Annotated in this window: 19 protein-coding genes; 5 read left to right on the top strand and 14 right to left on the bottom strand. The window is 72.2% G+C overall.

The window, feature by feature from the left end:
- Nucleotides 1-80: 80 nt before the first annotated feature.
- The 9 genes from hpnD to ACFWIA_RS15510 all read right to left on the bottom strand — a co-directional run bounded on the left by hpnD (nucleotide 81) and on the right by ACFWIA_RS15510 (nucleotide 9,560).
- On the bottom strand, nucleotides 81-1,031 hold the full coding sequence (hpnD, locus tag ACFWIA_RS15550; RefSeq protein ID WP_387004569.1) for a presqualene diphosphate synthase HpnD: 951 nt from the start codon (nucleotides 1,029-1,031) through the stop codon (nucleotides 81-83).
- Nucleotides 1,028-1,996 (bottom strand): squalene synthase HpnC, encoded by a 969-nt coding sequence (gene hpnC, locus ACFWIA_RS15545; protein WP_387004566.1) that lies wholly within the window; start codon nucleotides 1,994-1,996, stop codon nucleotides 1,028-1,030. The genes hpnD and hpnC overlap by 4 nt, the downstream gene beginning before the upstream one ends.
- Nucleotides 1,997-2,452: 456 nt before the next feature.
- Nucleotides 2,453-3,232: an ABC transporter ATP-binding protein gene (locus tag ACFWIA_RS15540; RefSeq protein WP_387004564.1), complete on the bottom strand. Its 780-nt coding sequence runs from the start codon at nucleotides 3,230-3,232 to the stop codon at nucleotides 2,453-2,455.
- Complete coding sequence (locus ACFWIA_RS15535; RefSeq protein ID WP_387004561.1) at nucleotides 3,225-4,154, bottom strand: ABC transporter permease; 930 nt, start codon at nucleotides 4,152-4,154, stop codon at nucleotides 3,225-3,227. Before ACFWIA_RS15535 ends, ACFWIA_RS15540 begins: the two co-directional genes overlap by 8 nt.
- A 110-nt stretch (nucleotides 4,155-4,264) precedes the next feature.
- The gene (locus ACFWIA_RS15530; RefSeq protein ID WP_387004731.1) at nucleotides 4,265-5,110 is read right to left on the bottom strand and encodes a glycosyltransferase family 2 protein; all 846 of its coding nucleotides are present in this window, start codon (nucleotides 5,108-5,110) and stop codon (nucleotides 4,265-4,267) included.
- A 47-nt stretch (nucleotides 5,111-5,157) separates the two neighbouring features.
- Nucleotides 5,158-5,937, bottom strand: a complete 780-nt coding sequence (locus ACFWIA_RS15525; RefSeq protein WP_387004558.1) for a CDP-alcohol phosphatidyltransferase family protein — start codon at nucleotides 5,935-5,937, stop codon at nucleotides 5,158-5,160.
- Nucleotides 5,915-6,976 carry an iron-containing alcohol dehydrogenase family protein gene (locus ACFWIA_RS15520; protein ID WP_387004555.1) on the bottom strand — a complete coding sequence of 354 codons (1,062 nt, stop codon included), beginning with the start codon at nucleotides 6,974-6,976 and terminating at the stop codon, nucleotides 5,915-5,917. The genes ACFWIA_RS15525 and ACFWIA_RS15520 overlap by 23 nt, the downstream gene beginning before the upstream one ends.
- Entirely contained in the window at nucleotides 6,964-7,716 is a 753-nt protein-coding gene (locus ACFWIA_RS15515; RefSeq protein ID WP_385761276.1) for a sugar phosphate nucleotidyltransferase, read from the bottom strand. Before ACFWIA_RS15515 ends, ACFWIA_RS15520 begins: the two co-directional genes overlap by 13 nt.
- Nucleotides 7,713-9,560: a DUF5941 domain-containing protein gene (locus tag ACFWIA_RS15510; protein WP_387004728.1), complete on the bottom strand. Its 1,848-nt coding sequence runs from the start codon at nucleotides 9,558-9,560 to the stop codon at nucleotides 7,713-7,715. Before ACFWIA_RS15510 ends, ACFWIA_RS15515 begins: the two co-directional genes overlap by 4 nt.
- Before the next feature lie 570 nt (nucleotides 9,561-10,130).
- Here ACFWIA_RS15510 and ACFWIA_RS15505 point away from each other — a divergent pair.
- On the top strand, nucleotides 10,131-11,069 hold the full coding sequence (locus ACFWIA_RS15505; protein ID WP_387004552.1) for a cation diffusion facilitator family transporter: 939 nt from the start codon (nucleotides 10,131-10,133) through the stop codon (nucleotides 11,067-11,069).
- 285 nt (nucleotides 11,070-11,354) lie between these two features.
- Nucleotides 11,355-11,948 (top strand): isopentenyl-diphosphate Delta-isomerase, encoded by a 594-nt coding sequence (gene idi / locus ACFWIA_RS15500; RefSeq protein WP_387004549.1) that lies wholly within the window; start codon nucleotides 11,355-11,357, stop codon nucleotides 11,946-11,948.
- 64 nt (nucleotides 11,949-12,012) lie between these two features.
- On the opposite strand, the gene ACFWIA_RS15495 is transcribed toward idi, so the two are convergent.
- A complete protein-coding gene (locus ACFWIA_RS15495; RefSeq protein WP_387004725.1) occupies nucleotides 12,013-12,543 on the bottom strand; it encodes an ATP-binding protein in 531 nt (176 codons plus the stop codon).
- Nucleotides 12,544-12,808: 265 nt separating this feature from the next.
- Nucleotides 12,809-13,441: an HdeD family acid-resistance protein gene (locus ACFWIA_RS15490; RefSeq protein ID WP_387004546.1), complete on the bottom strand. Its 633-nt coding sequence runs from the start codon at nucleotides 13,439-13,441 to the stop codon at nucleotides 12,809-12,811.
- A gap of 73 nt (nucleotides 13,442-13,514) precedes the next feature.
- On the opposite strand from ACFWIA_RS15490, the gene ACFWIA_RS15485 reads away from it, so the two are divergent.
- On the top strand, nucleotides 13,515-14,279 hold the full coding sequence (locus ACFWIA_RS15485; protein ID WP_387004543.1) for an enoyl-CoA hydratase/isomerase family protein: 765 nt from the start codon (nucleotides 13,515-13,517) through the stop codon (nucleotides 14,277-14,279).
- Between the two features lie 90 nt (nucleotides 14,280-14,369).
- Here the strand turns inward: ACFWIA_RS15485 and ACFWIA_RS15480 are convergent, their stop codons facing one another.
- Together ACFWIA_RS15480 and ACFWIA_RS15475 are read right to left on the bottom strand one after the other, a co-directional pair.
- Complete coding sequence (locus ACFWIA_RS15480) at nucleotides 14,370-15,002, bottom strand: DJ-1/PfpI family protein (RefSeq protein ID WP_387004540.1); 633 nt, start codon at nucleotides 15,000-15,002, stop codon at nucleotides 14,370-14,372.
- 74 nt (nucleotides 15,003-15,076) lie between these two features.
- On the bottom strand, nucleotides 15,077-16,039 hold the full coding sequence (locus tag ACFWIA_RS15475; RefSeq protein WP_387004537.1) for a GlxA family transcriptional regulator: 963 nt from the start codon (nucleotides 16,037-16,039) through the stop codon (nucleotides 15,077-15,079).
- Between the two features lie 127 nt (nucleotides 16,040-16,166).
- Between ACFWIA_RS15475 and ACFWIA_RS15470 the strand changes: the two genes are divergently transcribed.
- The gene (locus ACFWIA_RS15470) at nucleotides 16,167-17,030 is read left to right on the top strand and encodes a hypothetical protein (RefSeq protein WP_387004534.1); all 864 of its coding nucleotides are present in this window, start codon (nucleotides 16,167-16,169) and stop codon (nucleotides 17,028-17,030) included.
- A 121-nt stretch (nucleotides 17,031-17,151) separates the two neighbouring features.
- Complete coding sequence (locus ACFWIA_RS15465; protein WP_387004531.1) at nucleotides 17,152-19,560, top strand: Tex family protein; 2,409 nt, start codon at nucleotides 17,152-17,154, stop codon at nucleotides 19,558-19,560.
- A gap of 75 nt (nucleotides 19,561-19,635) precedes the next feature.
- On the opposite strand, the gene ACFWIA_RS15460 is transcribed toward ACFWIA_RS15465, so the two are convergent.
- The gene (locus ACFWIA_RS15460) at nucleotides 19,636-21,273 is read right to left on the bottom strand and encodes an ABC-F family ATP-binding cassette domain-containing protein (RefSeq protein ID WP_387004528.1); all 1,638 of its coding nucleotides are present in this window, start codon (nucleotides 21,271-21,273) and stop codon (nucleotides 19,636-19,638) included.
- Between the last annotated feature and the right edge of the window lie 134 nt (nucleotides 21,274-21,407).

The raw sequence follows: 21,407 nt of genomic DNA, 5'->3' as shown, positions 1-21,407 counted from the left end.
GGTTGACCGACCTGCGCGGCCCGGTGCGGAGGGGGCGCCGGTGGTCGGGCGGGGCGCAACGGGCGCCGTCGACGTCCGCATCAGCCGCGCCTCCTGACGGTCCGTCGGGCGACGTGTCGGGCGTCGAGCCCGGACAGCCCGCGCACGGCGACGTAGGCCTTCTCGTGGCCGGGCAGCGAGACCCGTCCGCGGAGGACGGCCTCCGGCTCGCGCTCGATGCGGTCGAGCAGACGGCGGTAGATGCCCGCCATGGCGGCGACGCAGGCGCCGCTGCGGCGGTCCAGCAGGGGCAGCAGTTGGTAGCCCTCGGCGAAGAGGGCACGGGCGCGGCGCACCTCGAAGTGGATCAGGCCGGTGAAGTCGCCGCCGGCGGGGGGCCGTGGTCCGTCGAAGCCCTCGGAACAACCGAACTTGGCGAGGTCCTCCGCCGGCAGGTACACCCGGCCGTTCCTGGCGTCTTCACGAACGTCCCGCAGGATGTTGGTGAGTTGCAGGGCGAGGCCGAGGGTGTTGGCGTACTCGGGGGCGCGGTCCACGTCGCGCGCACCGGGCTCGGTGCCGAACACCCCCAGGGAGAGGCGTCCGATGCCGCCCGCCACGCAGCGGCAGTAGACCTTGAGGTCGTCCCAGGACTGGTAGGTCTCGCCGTGGACGTCCAGGAGGACGCCGTCGATGAGTTCGTCCAGCGCTTCCAGGGGGATCGGGAAGGCGCTCGCGGTGTGGCTGAGGGCGACGGCGACCGGGTCGGTGTCGTCCTCGTCGACCGCGCCGTCCCGGATGCGGGACAGCAGGGCGCGCGTCTCCTCCAGGCGGAGTTGCTTGACGTCCGCGGCGAGCTGGCCGTCGCCGATGTCGTCCACGCGCCGCGAGAACGCGTACAACGCGGACATGGCGCGGCGCCTGGCGGTCGGCAGCAGCCGGATGCCGTAGGCGAAGTTGCGGGCCTGCTGCCCGGTGACGGTCTCGCAGTAGCTGTACGCGGCGAGTACCGGCGCGGACACGCGCGGCTCTTGCTCCACGGCCTGGTTCACCCCTCTCCTCGCAGTGTGACGCCCACCTCGCGCAGGAGTTGGACCTTGGTGGGCTTGGGCGGCCCGGGAAGCACGTCGTAGGAGGCGTCCTTGAGGGCGTGGACGGCCGCTCTGCCGCCCCCCACGAAGCCGGCGAGGAGGAGCCTCAGCCGGCCGCGGACGCTGCCCACCAGGGCGGTCCCCTCGGCCAGCAGGGAGTGGGCCCGGTCCGCTTCGTAGGCGACGAGTGCGCGTACCGAGGCTCCGGCGGAGCGGGCGGCGAGGTCGTCCTCCCGGACGCGGAAGCGCGCCAGGTCCTCGGCGGGCAGGTAGATCCGGTCGCGGGCGAGGTCCTCGGCGACGTCCTGGAGGTGCTCGACGATCTGGAGGCCGGTGCACACGGCGTCGGAGCGGCGGACGCGCTCGGGGGTGGAGGTGCCGGTGACGGCGAGGACGAGCCTGCCGACCGGATTGGCGGAGAGTTCGCAGTAGGCGAGCAGGTCCTCGTGGGTCGCGTAGCGGCTGACGAGTTGGTCCTGTCGGTTGGCGGCGATCAGCCCGAGGAAGGGTTCGGGGTCGAGGCGGTGGCGGCGGACCGTGGGCACGAGCTGCTGGAGCAACGGGTGGCGGGGGCCGTCCGAGGCCGGGGCGAAGACCCGGCGCAGATCGCCCTCGAAGGCGTCGAGGAAGACGAGTCGGTCCGCGGCGTCGGCGGGGGAAAGGCCGAGGTGGCGGGCGTCCGCGCCGCCGGGCGCGAGGTCTCCGTCGCCGATGTCGTCCACCAGGCGCGCGTACCCGTACAGCGCCATGAGGTCGGTCCGCCAGGCCCGCGGCAGGAAGAAGGGGGCGACGGGGAAGTTCTCGTGCGCGGCCTTGTCGAGGGTGTGCAGTGCCGTGGCGTCGGTGACGGGACCGGGGCGGCGCTGCGCGGGCGCCGGGGCGCCGGAGCGGGCCGCGGGGGGCCCGGGGCGGGACGTGCTGTGCATGGGCGTCCTCTCGGCTTCCTTCACCGCGCGCCGCCCGGTGAGGAGACTGCGGAAGCGTCGCGGAGTCGGAGACTCTCCGTAGCCATTGCCGTCACATCTCCGTTCTACACTACCGACCTAAAACATCCTCTTTCGGACACACCGCCCACATGATTCGCAGCGGGGGTGCCGGGGGGCGTTGACCGCGATCTCCCCGGTTGCCGTGAGTCAGGACCGGTCCAGCTTACGTTGTACGGAGTGGAAGCGTCGGCCCGGGCTACCGCACTCCAGAGGAACGAACCGGCCGCTCCCCAGGTTCCGACCTGGGCGCACTTCCACGGAACGTCAGGGCCACCCCGCGGCAGGGAAGTTGGACCGGCACGTGAACGGACCCCGTCCGGTGGCTCCGGCGGGGTCCGTTCGTGGTGCCAGGGGTTCGCCCGGCGGGGGCGGCGGGGGCGCGGAACGGGAAGTCGGCTACTTCCCGGTGAACTTCTCGTACTCCTTCAGGACGTCCGCCGTCGGACCGTCCATCCGCAGTTCACCGCGCTCCAGCCACAGCACCCGGTCACAGGTGTCGCGGATGGACTTGTTGTTGTGGCTGACCAGGAACACCGTGCCGGCCTCCTTGCGCAGCTCCCGGATGCGGGCCTCGGACCGCTTCTGGAAGCTGCGGTCACCGGTGGCCAGCGCCTCGTCGATCATCAGGACGTCGTGGTCCTTGGCCGCCGCGATGGAGAACCGCAGGCGGGCCGCCATTCCCGACGAGTAGGTACGCATCGGGAGGGTGATGAAGTCGCCCTTCTCGTTGATGCCCGAGAAGTCCACGATCTGCTGGTAGCGCGACCTGATCTGCTCACGGGACATGCCCATGGCGAGACCGCCCAATATGACGTTGCGCTCACCGGTCAGGTCGTTCATCAGGGCCGCGTTCACCCCGAGCAGCGAGGGCTGGCCGTCGGTGTAGACCTTGCCGCGCTCGGCGGGCAGCAGCCCGGCGATCGCCCGCAGCAGGGTCGACTTGCCGGAACCGTTGGAGCCGATCAGGCCGATCGCCTCGCCGCGGTAGGCGATGAAGGACACCCCGCGCACCGCGTGCACCTTGCGCACGCCGCGCTCCTCGCCGCGCCGGATGATGCGGCTGAGCGCCGAGGTGGCGCTGCCCTTGCCGGTCTTCGCACCGTTGACCCGGTAGACGATGTGCAACTCGTCCGCGATCACGGTGGGGCGCAGGGCGCCCCCGCTCTGCTCAGCCACGGCCGTACCGCTCCTCGGACTTCCAGAAGTACACGAATCCACCGACGGCCACCAGGACCGCCCAGCCCAGCGCGAGGGCCCACACGTGCGACGGCAGGTTCTCCGAGCCGTAGCCGTCGATGACCGCGAACCGCATCAGGTCCATGTAGACCGCGGCCGGGTTCCACTGGAGGACGTCAGCGATCCACGAGGGCTTGTCCTTCAGCATGATCGGGATGGAGAACATGACGCCCGAGGCGTACATCCACGTCCGCATCACGAACGGCATCAGCTGCGCCAGGTCCGGGGTCTTGCTGCCGAGCCGGGCCATGATCAGGGCCAGTCCGGTGTTGAAGAAGAACTGGAGCACCAGGGCCGGCACGATCAGCAGCCACGACAGGCTGGGGTAACTGCCGCACGCCACGGCGACGGCGAACACCACGAGCATCGAGAACAGCAGCTGCTGGAGCTGCTGGAGCGCGAAGGAGATCGGCAGCGAGGCGCGCGGGAAGTGCAGCGCCCGGACCAGGCCCAGGTTGCCGGAGATGGCCCTGACGCCGGCCATCACGGAGCTCTGGGTGAAGGTGAAGACGAACACCCCGGTGACCAGGAAGGGGATGTACACATCCATCTCCATGCCCCGGCTCGCCTTCAGGATCATCCCGAAGATCAGGAAGTAGACCAGCGCGTTCAGCAGCGGCGTGACCACCTGCCAGAGCTGGCCCAGTTTGGCCTGGCTGTACTGCGCGGTGAGTTTGGCCTGCGAGAACGCCAGGATGAAGTGGCGCCGCCCCCAGAGCTCGCGGACGTACGCCGCGAGTCCGGGGCGGGCACCGCTCACGGACAGTCCGTGCTTGGCGGCCAGTGCCGCCGGGGAGAGCCCGTCATCGGGCGACGGGGGCGCACTCACCGCGACACCGCCGTCATGCGTTGTCTCACTCACAAGTGGAAACTTTCGTCTTCAAGAGATGAGCTGCCTGGCCGGACACGGGCGAGTGCCGGCTGCCCTCCGGGGGTGAGAGCACGGCCGGAATGTTCTCAGACCCGAGCTTGTCAGATCACCGGGGGACGACCCAGCCGGGTCAGTCGCCACACGGTACGCCACTTCATCGGACGCCGGGGACCGCACGGTCCGCCCCAGCCCTCCCGGAACCCGCCGAACCACGCCTTGAGGGCGGGCCCGGAGGGACGGCGGGCGAGGGTGAGCGACAGCCACACCCCTAGGTACAGGGGAACCAGGGGCGCGGGCAGGTTGCGGCGGGCCAACCAGACCCGGTTGCGGGCCACCATCCGGTGGTAGACCGCATGCCGCGACGGTGCGGTCGTGGGGTGGTGCAGAACCATGTCGGAGCGGTAGTCGATCAGCCAGCCGCCGTCGAGGGCCCGCCACGCGAGGTCGGTCTCCTCGTGGGCGTAGAAGAACTCCCCCGGCAGCGGGCCGACCTCCGCGAGGACCCGGGTGCGCACCGCGCTCGCGCCACCGAGGAACGTGGTCACGCGGGAGGAGCGCATCGGGTCCGAGGCCCGCAGGCGCGGGACGTGCCGGCGCTGGGTGACCCCCGTGTCGGGGTCCGCGATCCGGAAGCTCACGATCCCGAGCCGGGGGTCCTCGGCGAACGCCCTGCGGCACAGTTCCGCGGTGTCGGAGCGGGGCAGCAGCCCGTCGTCGTCGAGGAACAGCAGCACGTCAACGTCGCCGCCCGACGGACCGAACGCTTCGATGCCGACGTTGCGGCCGCCGGGGATGCCCAGGTTCTCGGGCAGTTCCACCGTGCGCACCCCGTCGGGCACCTCCGGCACCGGCGCACCGTTGCCGACGACGACCACCTCGATCGGATCGCCGTCCTGCTCGGCCACCGACCTCAGGAGGGCGCGCAACTCGTCGGGGCGGTTGCCCATGGTGATGACGACCGCGCCGACCTTGAGGGGGCTGTCCACCTGCGGCCTCACTTCAGCCGGCTGGAGGCCAGGATGGACACCAGGTGCAACAGCGTCTGGAGCAGGGCGATGCCCGCGAGCACGGCGATGCCGAGCCGGGTCCAGAACAGGTCCCCGCCGATCATGTCGAGGATCGCCACGACCAGGATGAACAGGCTCGCCTCGACCCCGCCCACCAGTCGGTGGAACTTCAGGGCGGCGGCGGCCCGACGGGCCAGTGCGAGCCCCGAGGAGCGGGGCGTGGCCGCCTCGTCCTTGACGGCCGGCAGACCGCTGCGGGACCGCGCCACGTCGACCAGGTCCGTCTCGGCCTTGATCAGGATCGCGCCGAGCGCGGCCAGGGTGCCCAGGAAGGCCCACAGCCACTCGGGACCGCCGTCGCCGAACGCGTCGGCGCCGCGGATGCCGAAGCCGACGAGGAGCGCGGCCTCGGAGAGGTAGTGGCCGATGCGGTCCAGGTAGACGCCCGTGATGGAGGTCTGGCCCCGCCAGCGGGCCACCTCTCCGTCGACGCAGTCCAACAGCAGGTAGAGCTGGATGAGGACGGCCCCGACCAGCGCCCCGGTCAGACCGGGCACCAGCAGGGCCGCGCCCGCCAGGACGCCCGCCACGATCATCAGGTACGTGAGCTGGTTGGGCGTGATCCTGGTGTTCACCAGGTAGGGGTCGCAGCGCAGCGAGATCTCCCGCATGTACAGGCGTCCCGCCCAGTGCTCACCGCTGCGCCGGTCCTTGACCCCTTCGGGGTGCACGACCGGGCGGAGTTCAGCTACCGATGGCCTTGGCATAGTCGGCGTATGCGTCCTTGATCTGGTCGGTGTTCAGGTCGAGGTGTTCGAGGATGGTGTAGCGACCCGGCCGGGTCTGCGGGGCGAACGCCACGGCCTGGACGAACTCGTCCACGCTGAAGCCGATGTCCCCCGGCACCACGGGCAGCCCGTGGCGGCGCAGCACCTCGGCGATGTGCCGGGACTCCTCGTGCGCGCCGCGCAGGTGCATGGCGAACGCGGCGCCCAGGCCGACCTGCTCGCCGTGGCTCGCGGCCCGTTTGGGGAAGAGGAGGTCGAAGGCGTGGTTGATCTCGTGGCAGGCGCCGGAAGCGGGACGGGAGTCGCCCGCGACCGACATGGAGATGCCGGTGAGGACCAGCCCTTCGGCGAGCACCTGGAGGAACCCGTCGTCGCCGACCCCGCCGGGGTGGCGCAGCACGGCCTCGCCGGCCTGCCGGGCGATGGCGGCGGCCAGGCCGTCGATGGACTCGCCGGTCTCGCGGTGGGCCAGCTCCCAGTCGGCGACGCAGGAGATGTTGGAGACGGCGTCACCGATGCCGGAGCGGACGAACCGCACGGGAGCCTCACGGACCACGTCGAGGTCGATGACGACCGCGATCGGGTTCGGCACCCCGTACGAGCCGCGGCCCGCGTCGTTGTCCAGGGTCGCGACCGGGGAGCACAGGCCGTCGTGCGCCAGGTTCGTCGCCACCGCGACCAGCGGCAGGCCGATCCGGGCGGCGGCGAACTTGGCACAGTCGATGATCTTGCCGCCGCCGAGGCCGACGACGGCGTCGTAGCGGCCCTTCTTCATGGCGTCGGCGAGCTTGACCGCGTCGTCCAGCGTGCCGCCGTCGACCGGGAACCACTCGGCTCCCGGCAGTGCGGGTTCCAGGCGCTCCCGCAGCCGGGCGCCCGATCCGCCGCTGATGGCGACGGCGAGCTTGCCCGACGTGGAGATGCGCTGGTCCGCGAGGACCCCGACGAGGTCGTCGAGGGCACCCGCGCGGATGTCGACGACGAGCGGCGACGGGATCAGGCGTGTCAGTACTGGCACGCGATCTCACGCCCCTTGGCGAGGTCGTCGTGGTTGTCGATCTCGACCCACTTGACGTCGCCGATGGGCGCGACGTCCACCTTGAAGCCGCGGTTGACGAGCTCCTGGTAGCCGTCCTCGTAGTAGAGGTCGGGGTCCCGCTCGAAGGTGGTCTTCAGGGCGTCGGCCAGCTCGGCGGCGGCCTCGCCCTCGATGAGGGTGACGCCGATGTACTCGCCCGTCGCCTCGGCGGGGTCCATCAGCTTGGTGATCTTCTGGACGCCCTTGGCGGGGTCCACGACCACCTTCATCTCCTCGTCGGCGAGCTGCTTGACCGTGTCGAGGGCGAGAATGATCTTCTTGCCCTCGCCGCGGGCGGCGAGCAGGGTCTTCTCGACCGAGACGGGGTGCACGGTGTCGCCGTTGGCGAGGATCACCGTGTGGGCGATGGAGTCACGGCCGCACCACAGGGAGTAGGCGTTGTTCCACTCCTCGGCCTTGTCGTTGTCGATGAGCGTCAGCTTGAGGCCGTACTTCGCCTCCAGGGCCGCCTTGCGCTCGTACACGGCCTCCTTGCGGTACCCGACGATGATCGCGACCTCGGTGAGTCCGATCTCGGCGAAGTTGCCGAGGGTGAGGTCGAGGACGGTGATGCTGTCCTCGGCTCCCTCGGGGCCCACCGGCACCAGGGCCTTGGGGAGGGTGTCGGTGTAGGGGCGCAGACGCCGTCCGGCGCCGGCCGCCAGCACGAGGCCGATCATGCGGGTTCTCCTTCATCGTGTACGGCGGGTGCTCCGGAGGAGACCCAGAAGCGGATGCTCTCGGCGAGCACCACGAGTGCCACGGCCACGGCGACGGCCGTGAGCAGGGCGGTGAAACCTGTGTTGCCGAGCAGGGCCGCGGCGAGGGCGACCAGGAGGACCCTGCCCTCCTGCCCCCCGATCGCGCGCACCAGCCAGCTCGGCGGCGCGCCGGTGCCACCGCGAATGCGGTAGACCGTGTCGTAGTGATGGTAGGCGACGGCCGCCACCAGCCCGAAAGCAGCGGGCAACGCTCCGTTCACCCCCGACTGGGCGGCCAGGGCCAGCACCGTCCCGTACTCGGCGGCGCGGAACAGCGGCGGCACCAGCCAGTCGAGGGGGCCCTTCAGCGGGCGGGCGACCGCGAGGCCGGAGGTCACCACGTAGAGGCAGGCGGCGACGACGGGCAGCCAGCCGCCGAAGTCGGTGAGGACGGCGCTCGCCACGACGGCCGCGCCGCCGAGCAGCGCGACGGCGGGCGGCGCGAAGGACGGGAGCCGTCGGGCGATGCCCGTGGCCGCCTTGGCGAAGGCCTCGGCGAGGACCGCGGTGTCGGCGAGTTCGTGCAGGGCCCGGGCGGCCCGGTCGCTGCGGACCGCCTTGCGGGTCAGCGAGCGCAGGACGCGCCCGGCGGTGGTGTAGCAGGCGGCGAACGCGCAGCCCACGATCAGCACGACCAGGGTAATCCGGGGGGTGGTGACCGCGGTGAGCATGGCGATCAGGGCCCAGCGCTCCCCGATCGGCAGCACGATCATGCGGCGCACCCAGACTGTCCAGCCCACGCTGTCGAGGCGGTCGGAGAGGGCGGCGGTGGGGCTGGTGTTCGCGGTGGCGTCGTGGTTGGCCTCGGTGAAGGCGAAGTCCACGACGTGGCGGCAGGTCTGGAGGACCATGGCGCCGAGCGCGAGGGCCCACACGTCGTCGCCGCCGCGGGCGGCGCCGAGGGCCAGTCCGGCGTAGTAGGCGTACTCCTTGGCCCGGTCGAAGGTGGCGTCGAGCCAGGCTCCGAGCGTGGAGTACTGGAGGGAGTAGCGGGCGAGCTGTCCGTCGGCGCAGTCGAGGACGAACGAGAACAGCAACAGGGCGCCGGCGGCGACGAATCCGCCCCGGGTACCGGTGGCGGCACAGCCCGCGGCTATCAGTGCGGTGATCAGGGACGCGGTGGTGACCTGGTTGGGGGTCAGTCCGCGGCGGGCGCACCAGCGGGCCAGGTAGCGCGAGTACGGGCTGATGGCGTAGGTGGTGACGAACCCGTCCCGGGACTTCACCGCGGTCCGCAGCCGGACGGCCTCGTCGTCGACGGCGGCGACGGCCTGGCGGGCCTCGTTGCGGGTCTGCGGGTCGGCGGGGACGACGGCGACGAGGGTGCCGAGTTCGGGCCGGTGCACCGGGGTGCCCGCGGCCTCGACGCGTTCGGCGGCCCGGTCGGGGGCGGTGCGCTCGGAGGTCAGGGCGGTGCCCGGCCCCCCGGTGGCGACCTCGGCGTCCGTCGGGTGCGTCTCGCCGCCGGCGCTCTCGCGCACCGCGCGGTCGAGGGCGTCCCGGGCGGCGGGCTGCGCGGTGACGGCGCCGGGGACGGCGGCGACGGGGAAGCGGGGGTCCGTGAGGGCGAGCCGTAGTGCGTGGAGGTGGCCCACGAAGCGGCTGTCCACGAGCGCCACCCGCTGCCCGGCGGGGGCGGCGGCGAGCAGCGCGGGGACGTCGGCCGCCTCCTCGGCGACCCGCACGTCGAAGCCGAGGTCCCGCAGATCGCCTTCGAGCGACGATCCCGGGACCGGCCGGCCGGTGAGGATGGCGGTCGACAGAGGAACTCACTCCCTGGGTTCCGGCCCACTGGCGCCGGACGTGTGCATAGGTGAGGGCGCGCCCCGGGACCGGGGTCGGCCGGGCGGCATGTCGGCAGAGGCTATCGGATGCGTACTCATGGGTGTTCACCACCCGTTCACGGCCCGATCAGCACGGTCCACCGCCCCCGCACCGCCGCGATCATCATTGTTGATCAGGAGCGGTATCACAAACCGCCGGAGGCGGGGGGCTCCCCAGTGGTCCGCGGCGGACGGTGCGGGGGCGGGGTGCAGCGGCGCGGGCGCACCTGCGTCACCCCCGATGTACGGGTGCCCGACCGCCGCCGCGCGGCCTGCCGGAGGGGAAGCGGCGCAAGGGGTCGCGCACGGGTCGCGCAGCTATCGGCGGAGGGCTTCACGGACCGGCCTGCACCCCTGCATTCGATCTTGTCGACGCTCTGACCTGCGATTCGTTTCCGCAGGTCAGAGCACATGACAACGGTGTTCAGTGCCGTGTTGCCAGATACCCCCCACCCGTAGTTGACTGAAACGCGGAAAGGGCACCGACCACCACATCGAAGGATGGTTTTCATGGGGGCAGGGCACGATCACGGGCACACCCACGGCGCACCCCTGACCGGCACGGCCGCAGCCGCACACAGAGGACGGCTGCGGATCGCACTCTCGATCACGTTGACCGTGCTGGTGATGGAGATCATCGGCGGCGTCGTCACCGGATCGCTGGCGCTCGTCGCGGACGCCGCCCACATGGCCACGGACGCGGTGGGGCTCGGCATGGCCCTGCTCGCGATCCACTTCGCGAACCGTCCACCGAGCGTGAACCGCACCTTCGGGTTCGCCCGGGCGGAGATCCTCGCGGCACTCGCGAACTGTCTGCTGCTCCTCGGAGTCGGCGGCTACGTGCTCTACGAGGCGATCCAGCGGTTCATCACGCCGACCGAGACCGAGGGCGGGCTGACGGTCGTCTTCGGCCTGATCGGCCTGGTCGCGAACCTCGTCTCGCTGTCACTGCTGATGCGCGGCCAGAAGGAGAGCCTCAATGTGCGGGGCGCCTTCCTGGAGGTCCTGTCGGACGCCCTCGGCTCCCTCGCGGTCGTGATCTCCGCACTGGTCATCATGTCCACCGGTTGGCAGGCCGCGGACCCGCTCGCCTCGCTCGTCATCGGCCTGATGATCATTCCGCGGACGGTGAAGCTGCTGCGCGAGACCCTGAACGTGCTGCTGGAGTCGGCGCCCAAGGGGGTCGACATGGAGGAGGTCCGGTCGCACATCCTCGGGCTGGAAGGGGTCGAGGAGGTGCACGACCTGCACGCTTGGACGATCACCTCCGGGATGCCCGTGCTCTCGGCGCACGTGGTGGTCAGCGAGGAGGTCCTGAATCGAACGGGGCACGAGAGGATGCTCCACGACCTCCAGCACTGCCTCGGGGACCACTTCGACGTCGCGCACTGCACGTTCCAGTTGGAGCCCAGCGGGCACGCCGCGCACGAGGCGAGGGTGTGTCACTGACCTCCGCCACAGGTGCGGTTCGGGGAGCCCGGTCCCGGCGGTCGGGCTCCCCGTGCGCGGTGCGGAACCGGGCGCCCGGGGGGAACTGGTGCGCTAGGAGGCCGGCGGGTGTTTCCCCCGCGGGGGGCGGGAACCGAGTCAGGTAGCCGATCGCTCCGGGCGTCCGGACCGTCGCGTGACGTGCCCGGACGACGGGCCAGCGGCACGCGGCGCACGTCGTCGATGCCGGAAGTGTCGGTGATATGCGGCAGACTTGACGTGCGAGGACCGAAGCGAAGGATGGGTATGCCGATCACACCTGCGAACGCGGAGCACACCGCGCCGGGCACCACCGCCGAAGCGATCATGCTGGAGCTGGTCGACGAGGACGGCGCCACCATCGGCACGGCCGAGAAGCTCTCCGCCCACCAGGCCCCGGGGCAGTTGCACCGGGCGTTCTCGGTGTTCCTGTTCGACGAGCGAGGACGACTGCTGGTCCAGCAGCGCGCGCTCGGCAAGTACCACTCCCCCGGCGTCTGGTCGAACACCTGTTGCGGCCACCCGTACCCGGGCGAGGCCCCCTTCGCGGCGGCGGCCCGTCGCACCTTCGAGGAGCTGGGGGTCTCCCCGTCCCTGCTCGCCGAGGCCGGGACCGTCCGCTACAACCACCCGGACCCGGCGTCGGGGCTGGTGGAGCAGGAGTTCAACCACCTGTTCGTCGGGATGGTCCAGCAGCCGCCGCGGCCGGACGCCACCGAGGTCGGGGACACCGCCTTCGTGACGTACGAGGAGTTGCTGGCGCGGCACGAGAAGGACGCCTTCTCGGCCTGGTTCATGACCGTGCTGGACGCCGCGCGACCCGCCATCAGGGAGCTGACGGGCCCGTCCGCGGGCTGGTGAGCCACGGGGGTGGTCCGGCCGGGGGCCGGACCACCTCATGCACCACGTGTACCTCAGGTCACCGTCAGTACCGTGCCGCGCGGCGGGCGGGGACCGTCAGCGGCCCGAGCGGCAGGGCGGCCCAGATGACCTTGCCGCCGCTCGGCGTCTTCTCCACGTCGCAGACGCCGCCCGCCTCCCGGGTCACCTCCCGGACGAGGAGCAGCCCCCGGCCGCCGGTCTGGCCGTGATCGGCCTCCAGGGCGGTCGGTCGGTAGGGGTGGTTGTCCTCGACGGACACCCGCACCCACTCGGCGCCGACCGCCAGTTCCACGGTGAGCAGCGGGGAGAGCACCGCGGCGTGCTTGACCGCATTGGTCGCCAGCTCCGAGACGATCAGCAGCAGCCCCTGGAGCAGCTCGTCGGAGACCGGCACCCGTTGCCTCAGCAGCAGGTCGCGGACCGCCCGTCGGGCCCGGGGCACCGAGGCGTCCGCCGCCGGGGCCTGGAAGCGCCACACGCCCTCGTACGGCAGGGGGCCGGGGACGGTGCCCGGTGACGCTCCGTGACCGGATACCGGGAGCGGTCCGGAATCCCGCCTGCCAGCACTGTCCATCGTCCGGTCGCCGCCCTCGCGCTCGATTGTCTCCACACGTCGAGTGTTAGGAACGACCGGGCCCACACCGGATACCTGACCAAAAGTCAGCAACTATCGACGCATTGTGACCGATCGCGCTTGACCGCGTCGGCGCACATGACCGCCCCTGACCCGATTTGCCGCGTTCGGACGCTCTTCAGGTTGTACGCGACAAGGCGCTTCCTCGGTCACCGGAACGGCCGGCCCCAGCACCGACCCCGTGCGCGGTCGGCCCGCGCCCCGACTAGCCCGTGGCCCCGGGCGGCCGGTCGTCGTGCCGCCCGCTCCCCGCAGCGGATTCCTCCGGCCCGGCCAGGGTGTCGGTCACCAGGCCCACGATCTGTCGCCCGCCGACCCCGGTGGCGATCAGCCCCAGGCCGTCGAAGAGCAGGGCCAGCGAGAAGAAACAGCCGATGACGTACACGCTGCTGCTCGGCCACTCCGCGAGGACCAGTACCCCCAGGAGGACGCCCAGCGCGCCCTGCACCAGCGCCCAACCGAGCTGCGGGCCGCGCGCCACCAGCGCTCCGACCAGCCGGAACAGTCCGCCCGCCAGGAACAGCAGGGCGGCGAACATGGTGAGGGTCGCCGCGGCCACGTCCGGCCGGCGCAGGATCACGACGCCGGCGGCCAGGTACAGCGCGGCGATCAGCACCGCGGGCCAGAAGTAGCTCTCGTGTCGCGACTGGACGGCGTGCACCAGCCCGATGATCCCGCCGATCAGCAACAGCCAGCCGAACAGGAACATCGTCGTCAGCGTCGCCACGCCGACGTAGACCAGACCGACCACTCCGGCGATGACGAGCAGGATGCCCAGGACCACCAGTCCCGTGAACCCACGCCGCAGCTTCTTGACCTCGGTACGGGGCGTACTCATCGGCGCCTCCCAGGGCCTGCGCGCCCCCCACTGATGATCGTACGTTCGGCCGGTGCAGATAGCATCCGTTCGCATGGAGCCTCAGTTGCCGTACGGAGTGACCGACGGGGTCGCCACCATCGTCATCTGCCAGCCCGCGAAGCGGAACGCCATGACCGAGGAGATGTGGCGGTCCCTGCCGCCGATCCTCGACGAGCTGGCCGTCGACCCCGCGGTACGGGCGTTGGTGCTCACCGGCGCGGGCGGAACGTTCTGCGCGGGCGCGGACATCTCGACGCTGAGCGGGCCGCCCGGGACGGTGGAGGCGACCCAGGAACTCTCGGTGCGGGCCGAGGAAGCCCTCGCCGCCTTCCCCAAGCCGACGCTGGCCGTGGTGCGCGGGCACTGCGTGGGGGGCGGCTGCCAGCTCGCCGCCGCCTGCGATCTGCGGTTCGCCGACGAGGACGCCCTGTTCGGGGTCACTCCGGCGAAGCTCGGCATCATCTACCCCGAGTCGTCCACCCGTCGTCTGGTCTCCCTGGTGGGGCCCGCCACGGCGAAGTACCTGTTGTTCTCCGGGGAGCTGATCGACGCGGCGCGGGCCCTGCGCACCGGGTTGGTGGACGAGGTGTGGGCACCGGACGCGCTGGACGCGCGGGTCGCCGAGTTCACGGAGATCCTCACGGCACGCTCCCAGCTGACCCAAGCGGCGGCCAAGGACTTCTCGGCGGGCCGCTCGGACCGGGCCGAGCACTGGTCCGCGCTGGCCCGGGGCACCGGAGAGACCGCCGAGGGGGTCGCCGCGTTCCTCGAACACCGGCCGCCCCGCTTCCCCTGGCCGTCCCCGCCCGTCGCGTAGGGACGGACCCCGACGGGCGGGGACGGCCTCCGCTCGCGGGCCCGCGGGCGCCGGGACCCCCCTGTGTGCCCCGGCGCACGCTGCTGCGACTCAGACCTGCTGACCGGCCCTCGCGCGCCACTCGGCGACCAGGTCGGCCGGGGCCTTCTCCGGGGAGCCCGAGTCGTAGGGCGGCTGCGGGTCGTACTCCAGGACCAGTTGGACCGACCGCGCGACGCGGTCACCCGCGATCTTGCCCACCAGGGTGAGCCCCATGTCGATGCCCGCGGACACCCCCGCGGCCGTCACGTACTTCCCGTCGAACACCACGCGCTCGGCGCTCGGTTCGGCGCCGAAGGACCGCAGCCGCTCCCTCTCCAGCCAGTGCGTGGTGGCGCGCCGGCCGGTGAGCAGACCGGCCGCCCCGAGGATCAGCGAACCCGTGCACACCGAGGTGGTCCAGGTGGTGCCGCGGTCGACCGACCGCAGCCACTCCAGGAGCACGGCGTCCTCGGTCTGCGGGCCGACCTCCGCTCCGCCCGGGACGACGACGATGTCCGGGGTGGTCACCTCCTCGAAGGTCCGGTCGGCGACCAGCGCCAGGCTGCCCGAATCGTTGCGGACCGGGCCCCGGGTCGCGGAGACCAGGACGGTCTCGGCTCCGGGGAGGTGCTGGAGCGTCTCGTAGGGACCCACGACGTCGAGGGAGGTGAAGCCCTCGAACAGGATGACGGCGATCTGCATGGCACGGCCTTTCGGTCGATGACGGTGGGTGACGGTCGGTCACGGGAGCGGAGTGGTCGCAGGGGGGCGGGAGGTCAGGCGGCGGGACGGAAGCGGCGGCGGTAGTCCGTCGGCGGGGCGCCGAGGGTGCGGACGAACGCACGGCGCAGCGCCTCCGGGTTGCGGTAGCCGCTGTTGCGGGAGATCTGCTCGATCCCGTCCGTGGTCTCCTCCAGCAGCCGGCGGGCGTGCTCGACGCGCACCCGCTCCACGTACCGCCCGGGAGTCATCCCGGTCTCCGCGTGGAACGCCCGGGCGAAGTGCCGGGGCGACAACGCGGCGCGGGAGGCGAGGGCCGCCACCGACAGATCGGCGCCGGGGTGCTCGGAGACCCACCGCTGCACCTCGCGCAGCGGCGAACGGCTCGCGGTCTGGGCGGCGAGCTGGACGCTGAACTGGGCCTGGTTGCCCGGGCGGCGCAGGAACACCACCAGGTACCGGGCGATGGTCAGGGCGACGTCCCGGCCGTGGTCCTCCTCCACGAGGGCGAGCGCCAGGTCGATGCCCGAGGTGACACCGGCCGAGGTCGACACCTTTCCGTCACGGATGAAGATCGGGTCCGGATCGACCTCGACGGCGGGGTGGTCACGGGCCAGGGAGTCGCTGTGCGCCCAGTGGGTGGTGGCCCGGCGGCCGTCGAGGAGTCCGGCCTTCGCCAACAGGGCGGCGCCCGTGCAGACCGACACCAGGCGTTCGGCGCAGAGGCCGTAGGCCCGCAGCCACTCGATGAGCGGCGGATGCCCGGGCCGGGTGCCTACGCCGCCGGGAACGACCAGGGTGTGCGGTACGGACGCGGTCGCCAGGTCGGTGTCCGGGACGAGGGTCAACCCGCTGGAGGTGCGCACCGGCCGGCCGTCCACGGAGGCCGTACGGACCCGGTATCCGAGGTTCGGGTCGCCCAGGGCGCGCGCCGCGCCGCTGAACACCTCCACCGGTCCGGTGAGGTCGAGGCTCTGCACCCCGTCGAAGAGGAGGACGAGAACGGTTCGCTGCGACATGTGATCGATTGTTCGCCGGAGTGGTCGATGACCGCAATGACGGGTGTCCCTCCTTTCCTGCCACGACCGGAGCCCGGATACCCGGTACCCCTTCCGCTACCTAATGACCGGTCAGTAACGTACGGCCATGGGTTCCCTCCCGGAGCGCGCCGCCCGCCGGTGCCACCACGTCCTCAATCCCCTCCACTCCGCGCACTACTTCGCCCCCGAGGCTTCCGCCGAGATGACGGCCCTCGGCTTCGAGGGCTGGTCGGCCACGTACTTCGCGCTGCGCTCGGCGGCCATGGGGCCGGTCGGACCGGGGCCGGTGACGGCGGCGTTCTACGTGTTCAGCCCCGCCCTGGTCGCCGCCCACCTGCCCGGTGCGTGGCGCACCGCCGACCCCGGTGCGGTGCTCGCCGCCCGACTGCGGGCCGTGGACGCGTCCTTGCGGCGGCTGCTCGGGGCGGACGCGCTGGCGTCGCCGGAAATGGCGGAGGCGGCCGGGCTCGCGCTGCGGGCCGCCGAGGGGTGCGCCCCGCACGGCCGCGCGCTGTACGCGGCCCACGCCGGACTGGAGGTCCCCGACGCCGCGCACCTCGCGCTCTGGCACGCCTCGACCCTGCTGCGCGAACACCGGGGCGACGGGCACGTGGCCGTCCTGCTCGACCTCGGGCTCGACCCGGTGGAGGCGATGGTCAGCCACACCGCGACCGGCAAGGGCATGACACCGAAGTGGGCCACGGGTTCACGGGGCTGGCGACGCACCGACTGGGAGGCGGCGGGCGAACGACTGCGCGCCCGGGGCCTGCTCACCGCGGACGGGGAGCTGACCGATGCGGGACGCGCCCTGCGCACGGAGTTGGAGGAGCGCACCGACCGGCTGGACGGCGCCCCCTACGCACACCTGGGGGAAGCCGGTGTCGCACGGTTGACCGAACTCGCCGGAGGCTTCACGCGCACCGCGCTGGCGGCGGGCGCGTTCCCCGCCGACGCCTTCGGCAAGGGCTGACCCGCCGGGCGGCGGGGGCGGCCCGTCCCACGGCGTGCCCGATGCTCGCCCTGCGGGCCCGCCGCCGCCGTAACCTGCCACAATTGCCGCGCAACCCCAGTGGAGAAGGCGGTACGGGAACGTGACGACACCCCTCGTAGGGTCCATCGAAGGCAGGATCGCCGAGGAACTCGGCGTGCGGGAGCGGCAGGTGCGGGCCGCGGTCGAACTGCTCGACGGCGGTTCGACCGTGCCCTTCATCGCCCGCTACCGCAAGGAGGCGACCGAGTCGCTGGACGACGCCCAGCTGCGCACCCTGGAGGAGCGGCTGCGCTATCTGCGCGAGCTGGAGGAGCGGCGGGCCACGATCCTCGACTCGGTGCGCGAGCAGGGCAAGCTGACGGAGGTGTTGGAGGCGTCGATCCGGGCCGCCGACACGAAGGCCCGCCTGGAGGACATCTACCTGCCGTTCAAGCCGAAGCGGCGGACCAAGGCGCAGATCGCCCGGGAGGCCGGGCTGGAACCGCTCGCCGACGGCCTGCTGGGCGACCCGTCGGTGGACCCGACGGCCGCCGCCACGGCGTTCGTGGACGCCGACAAGGGCGTGGCCGATCCGCAGGCCGCCCTGGACGGGGCCCGGGCGATCCTCACCGAGCGGTTCTCGGAGGACGCGGACCTCATCGGTGAGCTGCGGGAACGCATGTGGACGCGCGGACGGGTCCAGGCGAAGGTCCGGGCGGGCAAGGAGGAGGCGGGCGCGAAGTTCGCCGACTACTTCGACTTCGCCGAACCGTTCACCGAACTGCCCTCGCACCGGGTCCTCGCGTTGCTGCGCGGGGAGAAGGAGGAGGTCCTCGACCTCGTCCTGGAGCCCGAGGAGCCGCAGGACCCGACCGCCGCCCCGGTGCCCACCTCCTACGAGCAGGCGATCGCCTCCCGGTTCGACATCGCCGACCGGGGTCGCCCCGGGGACCGCTGGCTGAAGGACACGGTCCGCTGGGCCTGGCGCACCCGGGTCCTGGTGCACCTCGGGATCGACCTGCGGCTGCGGCTGCGGACGGCCGCCGAGGACGAGGCGGTCCGGGTGTTCGCGGCGAACCTGCGGGACCTGCTGCTGGCCGCCCCGGCGGGCACCCGTGCGACCCTCGGGCTCGACCCCGGTTTCCGTACCGGGGTGAAGGTCGCCGTGGTCGACACCACCGGCAAGGTCGTCGCGACGGAGGTGATCCATCCGCACGTGCCGCAGAACAAGTGGGACGCGTCGCTGGCCGTGCTGGCGAAGCTGGCCCGGGAGCACGCGGTCGAGCTGATCGCCGTCGGCAACGGCACGGCGTCCCGCGAGACCGACAAGCTGGCGGGTGACCTGATCACCCGGCACCCCGAGCTGAAGCTGACCAAGGTGATGGTCTCCGAGGCCGGCGCCTCGGTGTACTCGGCCTCGGCGTTCGCCTCGCAGGAACTCCCGGACATGGACGTCTCGCTGCGCGGCGCGGTGTCCATCGCGCGCCGGCTCCAGGACCCGCTGGCGGAACTGGTGAAGATCGACCCGAAGTCCATCGGGGTCGGTCAGTACCAGCACGACCTGTCCGAGGTGAAGCTGTCCCGCTCGCTGGACGCCGTCGTCGAGGACTGTGTGAACGGCGTCGGGGTGGACGTGAACACGGCGTCGGCGCCGCTGCTGGCCCGGGTGTCGGGGATCAGCTCCGGGCTCGCCGAGAACATCGTCTCGCACCGCGACGCCCACGGTCCGTTCCCCGCGCGGACGGCGCTCAAGGACGTCGCCCGGCTCGGGCCGAAGGCGTACGAGCAGTGCGCGGGCTTCCTGCGCATCCGGGGCGGGGCCGACCCGTTGGACGCCTCCAGCGTGCACCCCGAGGCGTATCCGGTGGTGCGGCGGATGGTGGAGCGTTCCGGCGGCCCGGTGACGGCCCTGATCGGGGACCGTGCCGCGCTGCGCTCGTTGAAGGCCGCGGACTTCGTGGACGACACGTTCGGATTGCCGACGGTCTCCGACATCCTGCGGGAGTTGGAGAAGCCGGGGCGTGACCCCCGGCCCGCGTTCCGGACGGCGACGTTCAAGGAGGGCGTGGAGAAGCTCGGCGACCTGGTCGCCGGGATGGTCCTCGAAGGGGTCGTGACCAACGTGGCGGCGTTCGGCGCGTTCGTGGACGTCGGGGTGCACCAGGACGGTCTGGTCCACGTGTCGGCGATGTCGAAGACGTTCGTCAAGGACCCCAGGGACGTCGTGAAGCCCGGGGACATCGTCAAGGTGAAGGTCCTGGACGTCGACGTCCCGCGCAAGCGGGTCTCCTTGACGCTGCGGCTGGACGACGAGGCCGCGGCGTCCCAGGGCGGGGCCCAGGGCGGTTCCGGTCGGGACGCGGGTCGCGGGCGCGGCGGCGCGGGCGGCAGTGGCGGCGGCGGTCGGAAGGCACCGCAGCCCCGGCAGGGGCGGAGCGCTTCGCCGCAGGGCCGGGGCGGGTCCCGGCAGGCGCCGCCGCCCGCGAACAGCGCGATGGCGGACGCACTGCGACGCGCCGGTCTGCGCTAGCCGCTCCGTACGGGGGCGCACGGGCGTGGTCGGGGGGCGGGGCGGCAGGTCCGCCCCGCCCCCGGTGCTCAGTGCTCAGTGCTCGGTGATCGTTCCGTCGGCGACGGCGAGGCGCCGGGTGGTGTCGACGGCGTCCAGCATCCGCCGGTCGTGGGTGACCAGCAGGAGCGTCCCCTGATAACTGCTCAACGCGGACTCCAGCTGTTCGATGGCCGGCAGGTCGAGGTGGTTGGTCGGCTCGTCGAGCACGAGCAGGTTGACGCCGCGCCCCTGGAGCAGGGCGAGGGCGGCCCGGGTCCGCTCGCCCGGTGACAGGGTGGCCGCCGGGCGCAGCACGTGGTCGGCCGCGAGGCCGAACTTGGCGAGCAGGGTGCGCACCTCGGCGGGTTCGGTGTCCGGGACGGCCGCGCGGAAGGCGTCGAGCAGGGGCTGCGGCCCGTGGAACAGCGCACGTGCCTGGTCGACCTCGCCGACCACGACGCCCGGCCCCAGCGCGCTGTGCCCGGCGTCCAGCGGGAGGCGGCCGAGGAGCGCGGCGAGCAGGGTGGACTTCCCGGAGCCGTTCGGGCCGGTGACGGCGACCCGGTCCGCCCAGTCGATCTGGAGCGTCACGGGCCCGAACCGGAACGCGCCGCGCCGCACCTCCGCGTCGCGCAGGGTGGCGACCACGGCGCCGGCCCGGGGCGCCGCGGCGATCTCCATCCGCAGCTCCCACTCCTTGCGGGGCTCCTCGACCTTGTCCAGGCGCTCGATGAGGCGGTCGGTCTGCCGGGCCTTCGCCGCCTGCTGCTCGCTGGACTCCGCGCGGGCCCGGCGGCCGATCTTGTCGTTGTCGGGGGCCTTGCGGAGCGCGTTCTTGACGCCCTTCTCCATCCATGCCCGCTGGGTGCGGGCGCGGGCCTCCAGGGAGCTCTTCTTGTCCGAGTACTCCTCGTAGGCGGCCCGGGCGTGCCGCCGTGCCGTCTCGCGTTCCTCCAGGTAGGACGCGTAGCCGCCGCCGAACAGGTTGATCTGTTGTTGGGCGAGGTCGAGTTCGAGGACCTTGGTGACGGTCCGGGTGAGGAACTCGCGGTCGTGGCTGACGAGCACGGTGCCCGCGCGCAGACCGCGCACGAAGCGTTCGAGCTGTTCCAGTCCTTCGAGGTCGAGGTCGTTGGTGGGTTCGTCCAGGAGGAAGACGTCGTAGCGGGACAGCAGGAGCGAGGCGAGTCCCGCGCGGGCGGCCTGGCCACCGGACAGGCTGGTCATCAGCTGGTCGAGGCCGACGCCCAGACCGAGCGAGGCGGCCGTCTGCGCGGCGCGTTCGTCCAGGTCGGCGCCGCCCAGGGAGAGCCAGCGCTCCAGGCTCACGGCATAGGCGTCATCGGCGCCCGGGGTGCCGTCGACGAGCCCCTGGGTCGCGGCGTCCATGGCGCGCTGGGCCTCGGCGACGCCGGTGCGGCGGGCCAGGAAGGCGTGCACCGTCTCGCCCGGGCGACGCTCCGGTTCCTGCGGCAGATGGCCGACGGTGGCGTGCGGCGGGGAGAGCTTCAGCTCTCCCTGTTCGGGGGTGTCGAGCCCGGCGAGCAGCCGCAGCAGGGTCGACTTGCCGGCGCCGTTGGCGCCGACCAGGCCGATCACGTCGCCCGGGGCGACGACGAGTTCGAGTCCGGAGAAGAGGGTGCGGTCACCGTGGCCTGCGGCGAGGTCCTTGGCGACGAGGGTGGCGGTCATGACGGTCCGATCCTGGACGGAGGGTGGGTGGCGCACGTCCGGCGGGTCCCACCGCCCTGGTCGCACGGGTGCCACGGGGTGGCACGGGTGCGCGGGGCCGGGTACGCAGGGTCGTCCGCCGAGGGGACGGTTCC

The organism is Streptomyces sp. NPDC127068, from assembly GCF_042724695.1.
Taxonomy (GTDB): Bacteria; Actinomycetota; Actinomycetes; order Streptomycetales; family Streptomycetaceae; genus Streptomyces.
Note: the sequence above shows the minus strand (reverse complement) of the source record. Positions and strands in the feature narration are given on the sequence as shown.

Excerpts from the sequence above, each read along its gene's own strand:
- ACFWIA_RS15505 (WP_387004552.1), top strand. The coding sequence starts at position 10,131 with ATGGGGGCAGGGCACGATCACGGGCACACCCACGGCGCACCCCTGACC.
- ACFWIA_RS15460 (WP_387004528.1), bottom strand. The coding sequence starts at position 21,273 with ATGACCGCCACCCTCGTCGCCAAGGACCTCGCCGCAGGCCACGGTGAC.
- ACFWIA_RS15475 (WP_387004537.1), bottom strand. The coding sequence starts at position 16,039 with ATGTCGCAGCGAACCGTTCTCGTCCTCCTCTTCGACGGGGTGCAGAGC.
- ACFWIA_RS15495 (WP_387004725.1), bottom strand. The coding sequence starts at position 12,543 with ATGGACAGTGCTGGCAGGCGGGATTCCGGACCGCTCCCGGTATCCGGT.
- ACFWIA_RS15515 (WP_385761276.1), bottom strand. The coding sequence starts at position 7,716 with ATGATCGGCCTCGTGCTGGCGGCCGGCGCCGGACGGCGTCTGCGCCCC.
- ACFWIA_RS15530 (WP_387004731.1), bottom strand. The coding sequence starts at position 5,110 with ATGGGCAACCGCCCCGACGAGTTGCGCGCCCTCCTGAGGTCGGTGGCC.
- hpnC (WP_387004566.1), bottom strand. The coding sequence starts at position 1,996 with ATGCACAGCACGTCCCGCCCCGGGCCCCCCGCGGCCCGCTCCGGCGCC.
- ACFWIA_RS15490 (WP_387004546.1), bottom strand. The coding sequence starts at position 13,441 with ATGAGTACGCCCCGTACCGAGGTCAAGAAGCTGCGGCGTGGGTTCACG.
- ACFWIA_RS15485 (WP_387004543.1), top strand. The coding sequence starts at position 13,515 with ATGGAGCCTCAGTTGCCGTACGGAGTGACCGACGGGGTCGCCACCATC.
- ACFWIA_RS15480 (WP_387004540.1), bottom strand. The coding sequence starts at position 15,002 with ATGCAGATCGCCGTCATCCTGTTCGAGGGCTTCACCTCCCTCGACGTC.
- ACFWIA_RS15470 (WP_387004534.1), top strand. The coding sequence starts at position 16,167 with ATGGGTTCCCTCCCGGAGCGCGCCGCCCGCCGGTGCCACCACGTCCTC.
- ACFWIA_RS15525 (WP_387004558.1), bottom strand. The coding sequence starts at position 5,937 with ATGCCAAGGCCATCGGTAGCTGAACTCCGCCCGGTCGTGCACCCCGAA.
- idi (WP_387004549.1), top strand. The coding sequence starts at position 11,355 with ATGCCGATCACACCTGCGAACGCGGAGCACACCGCGCCGGGCACCACC.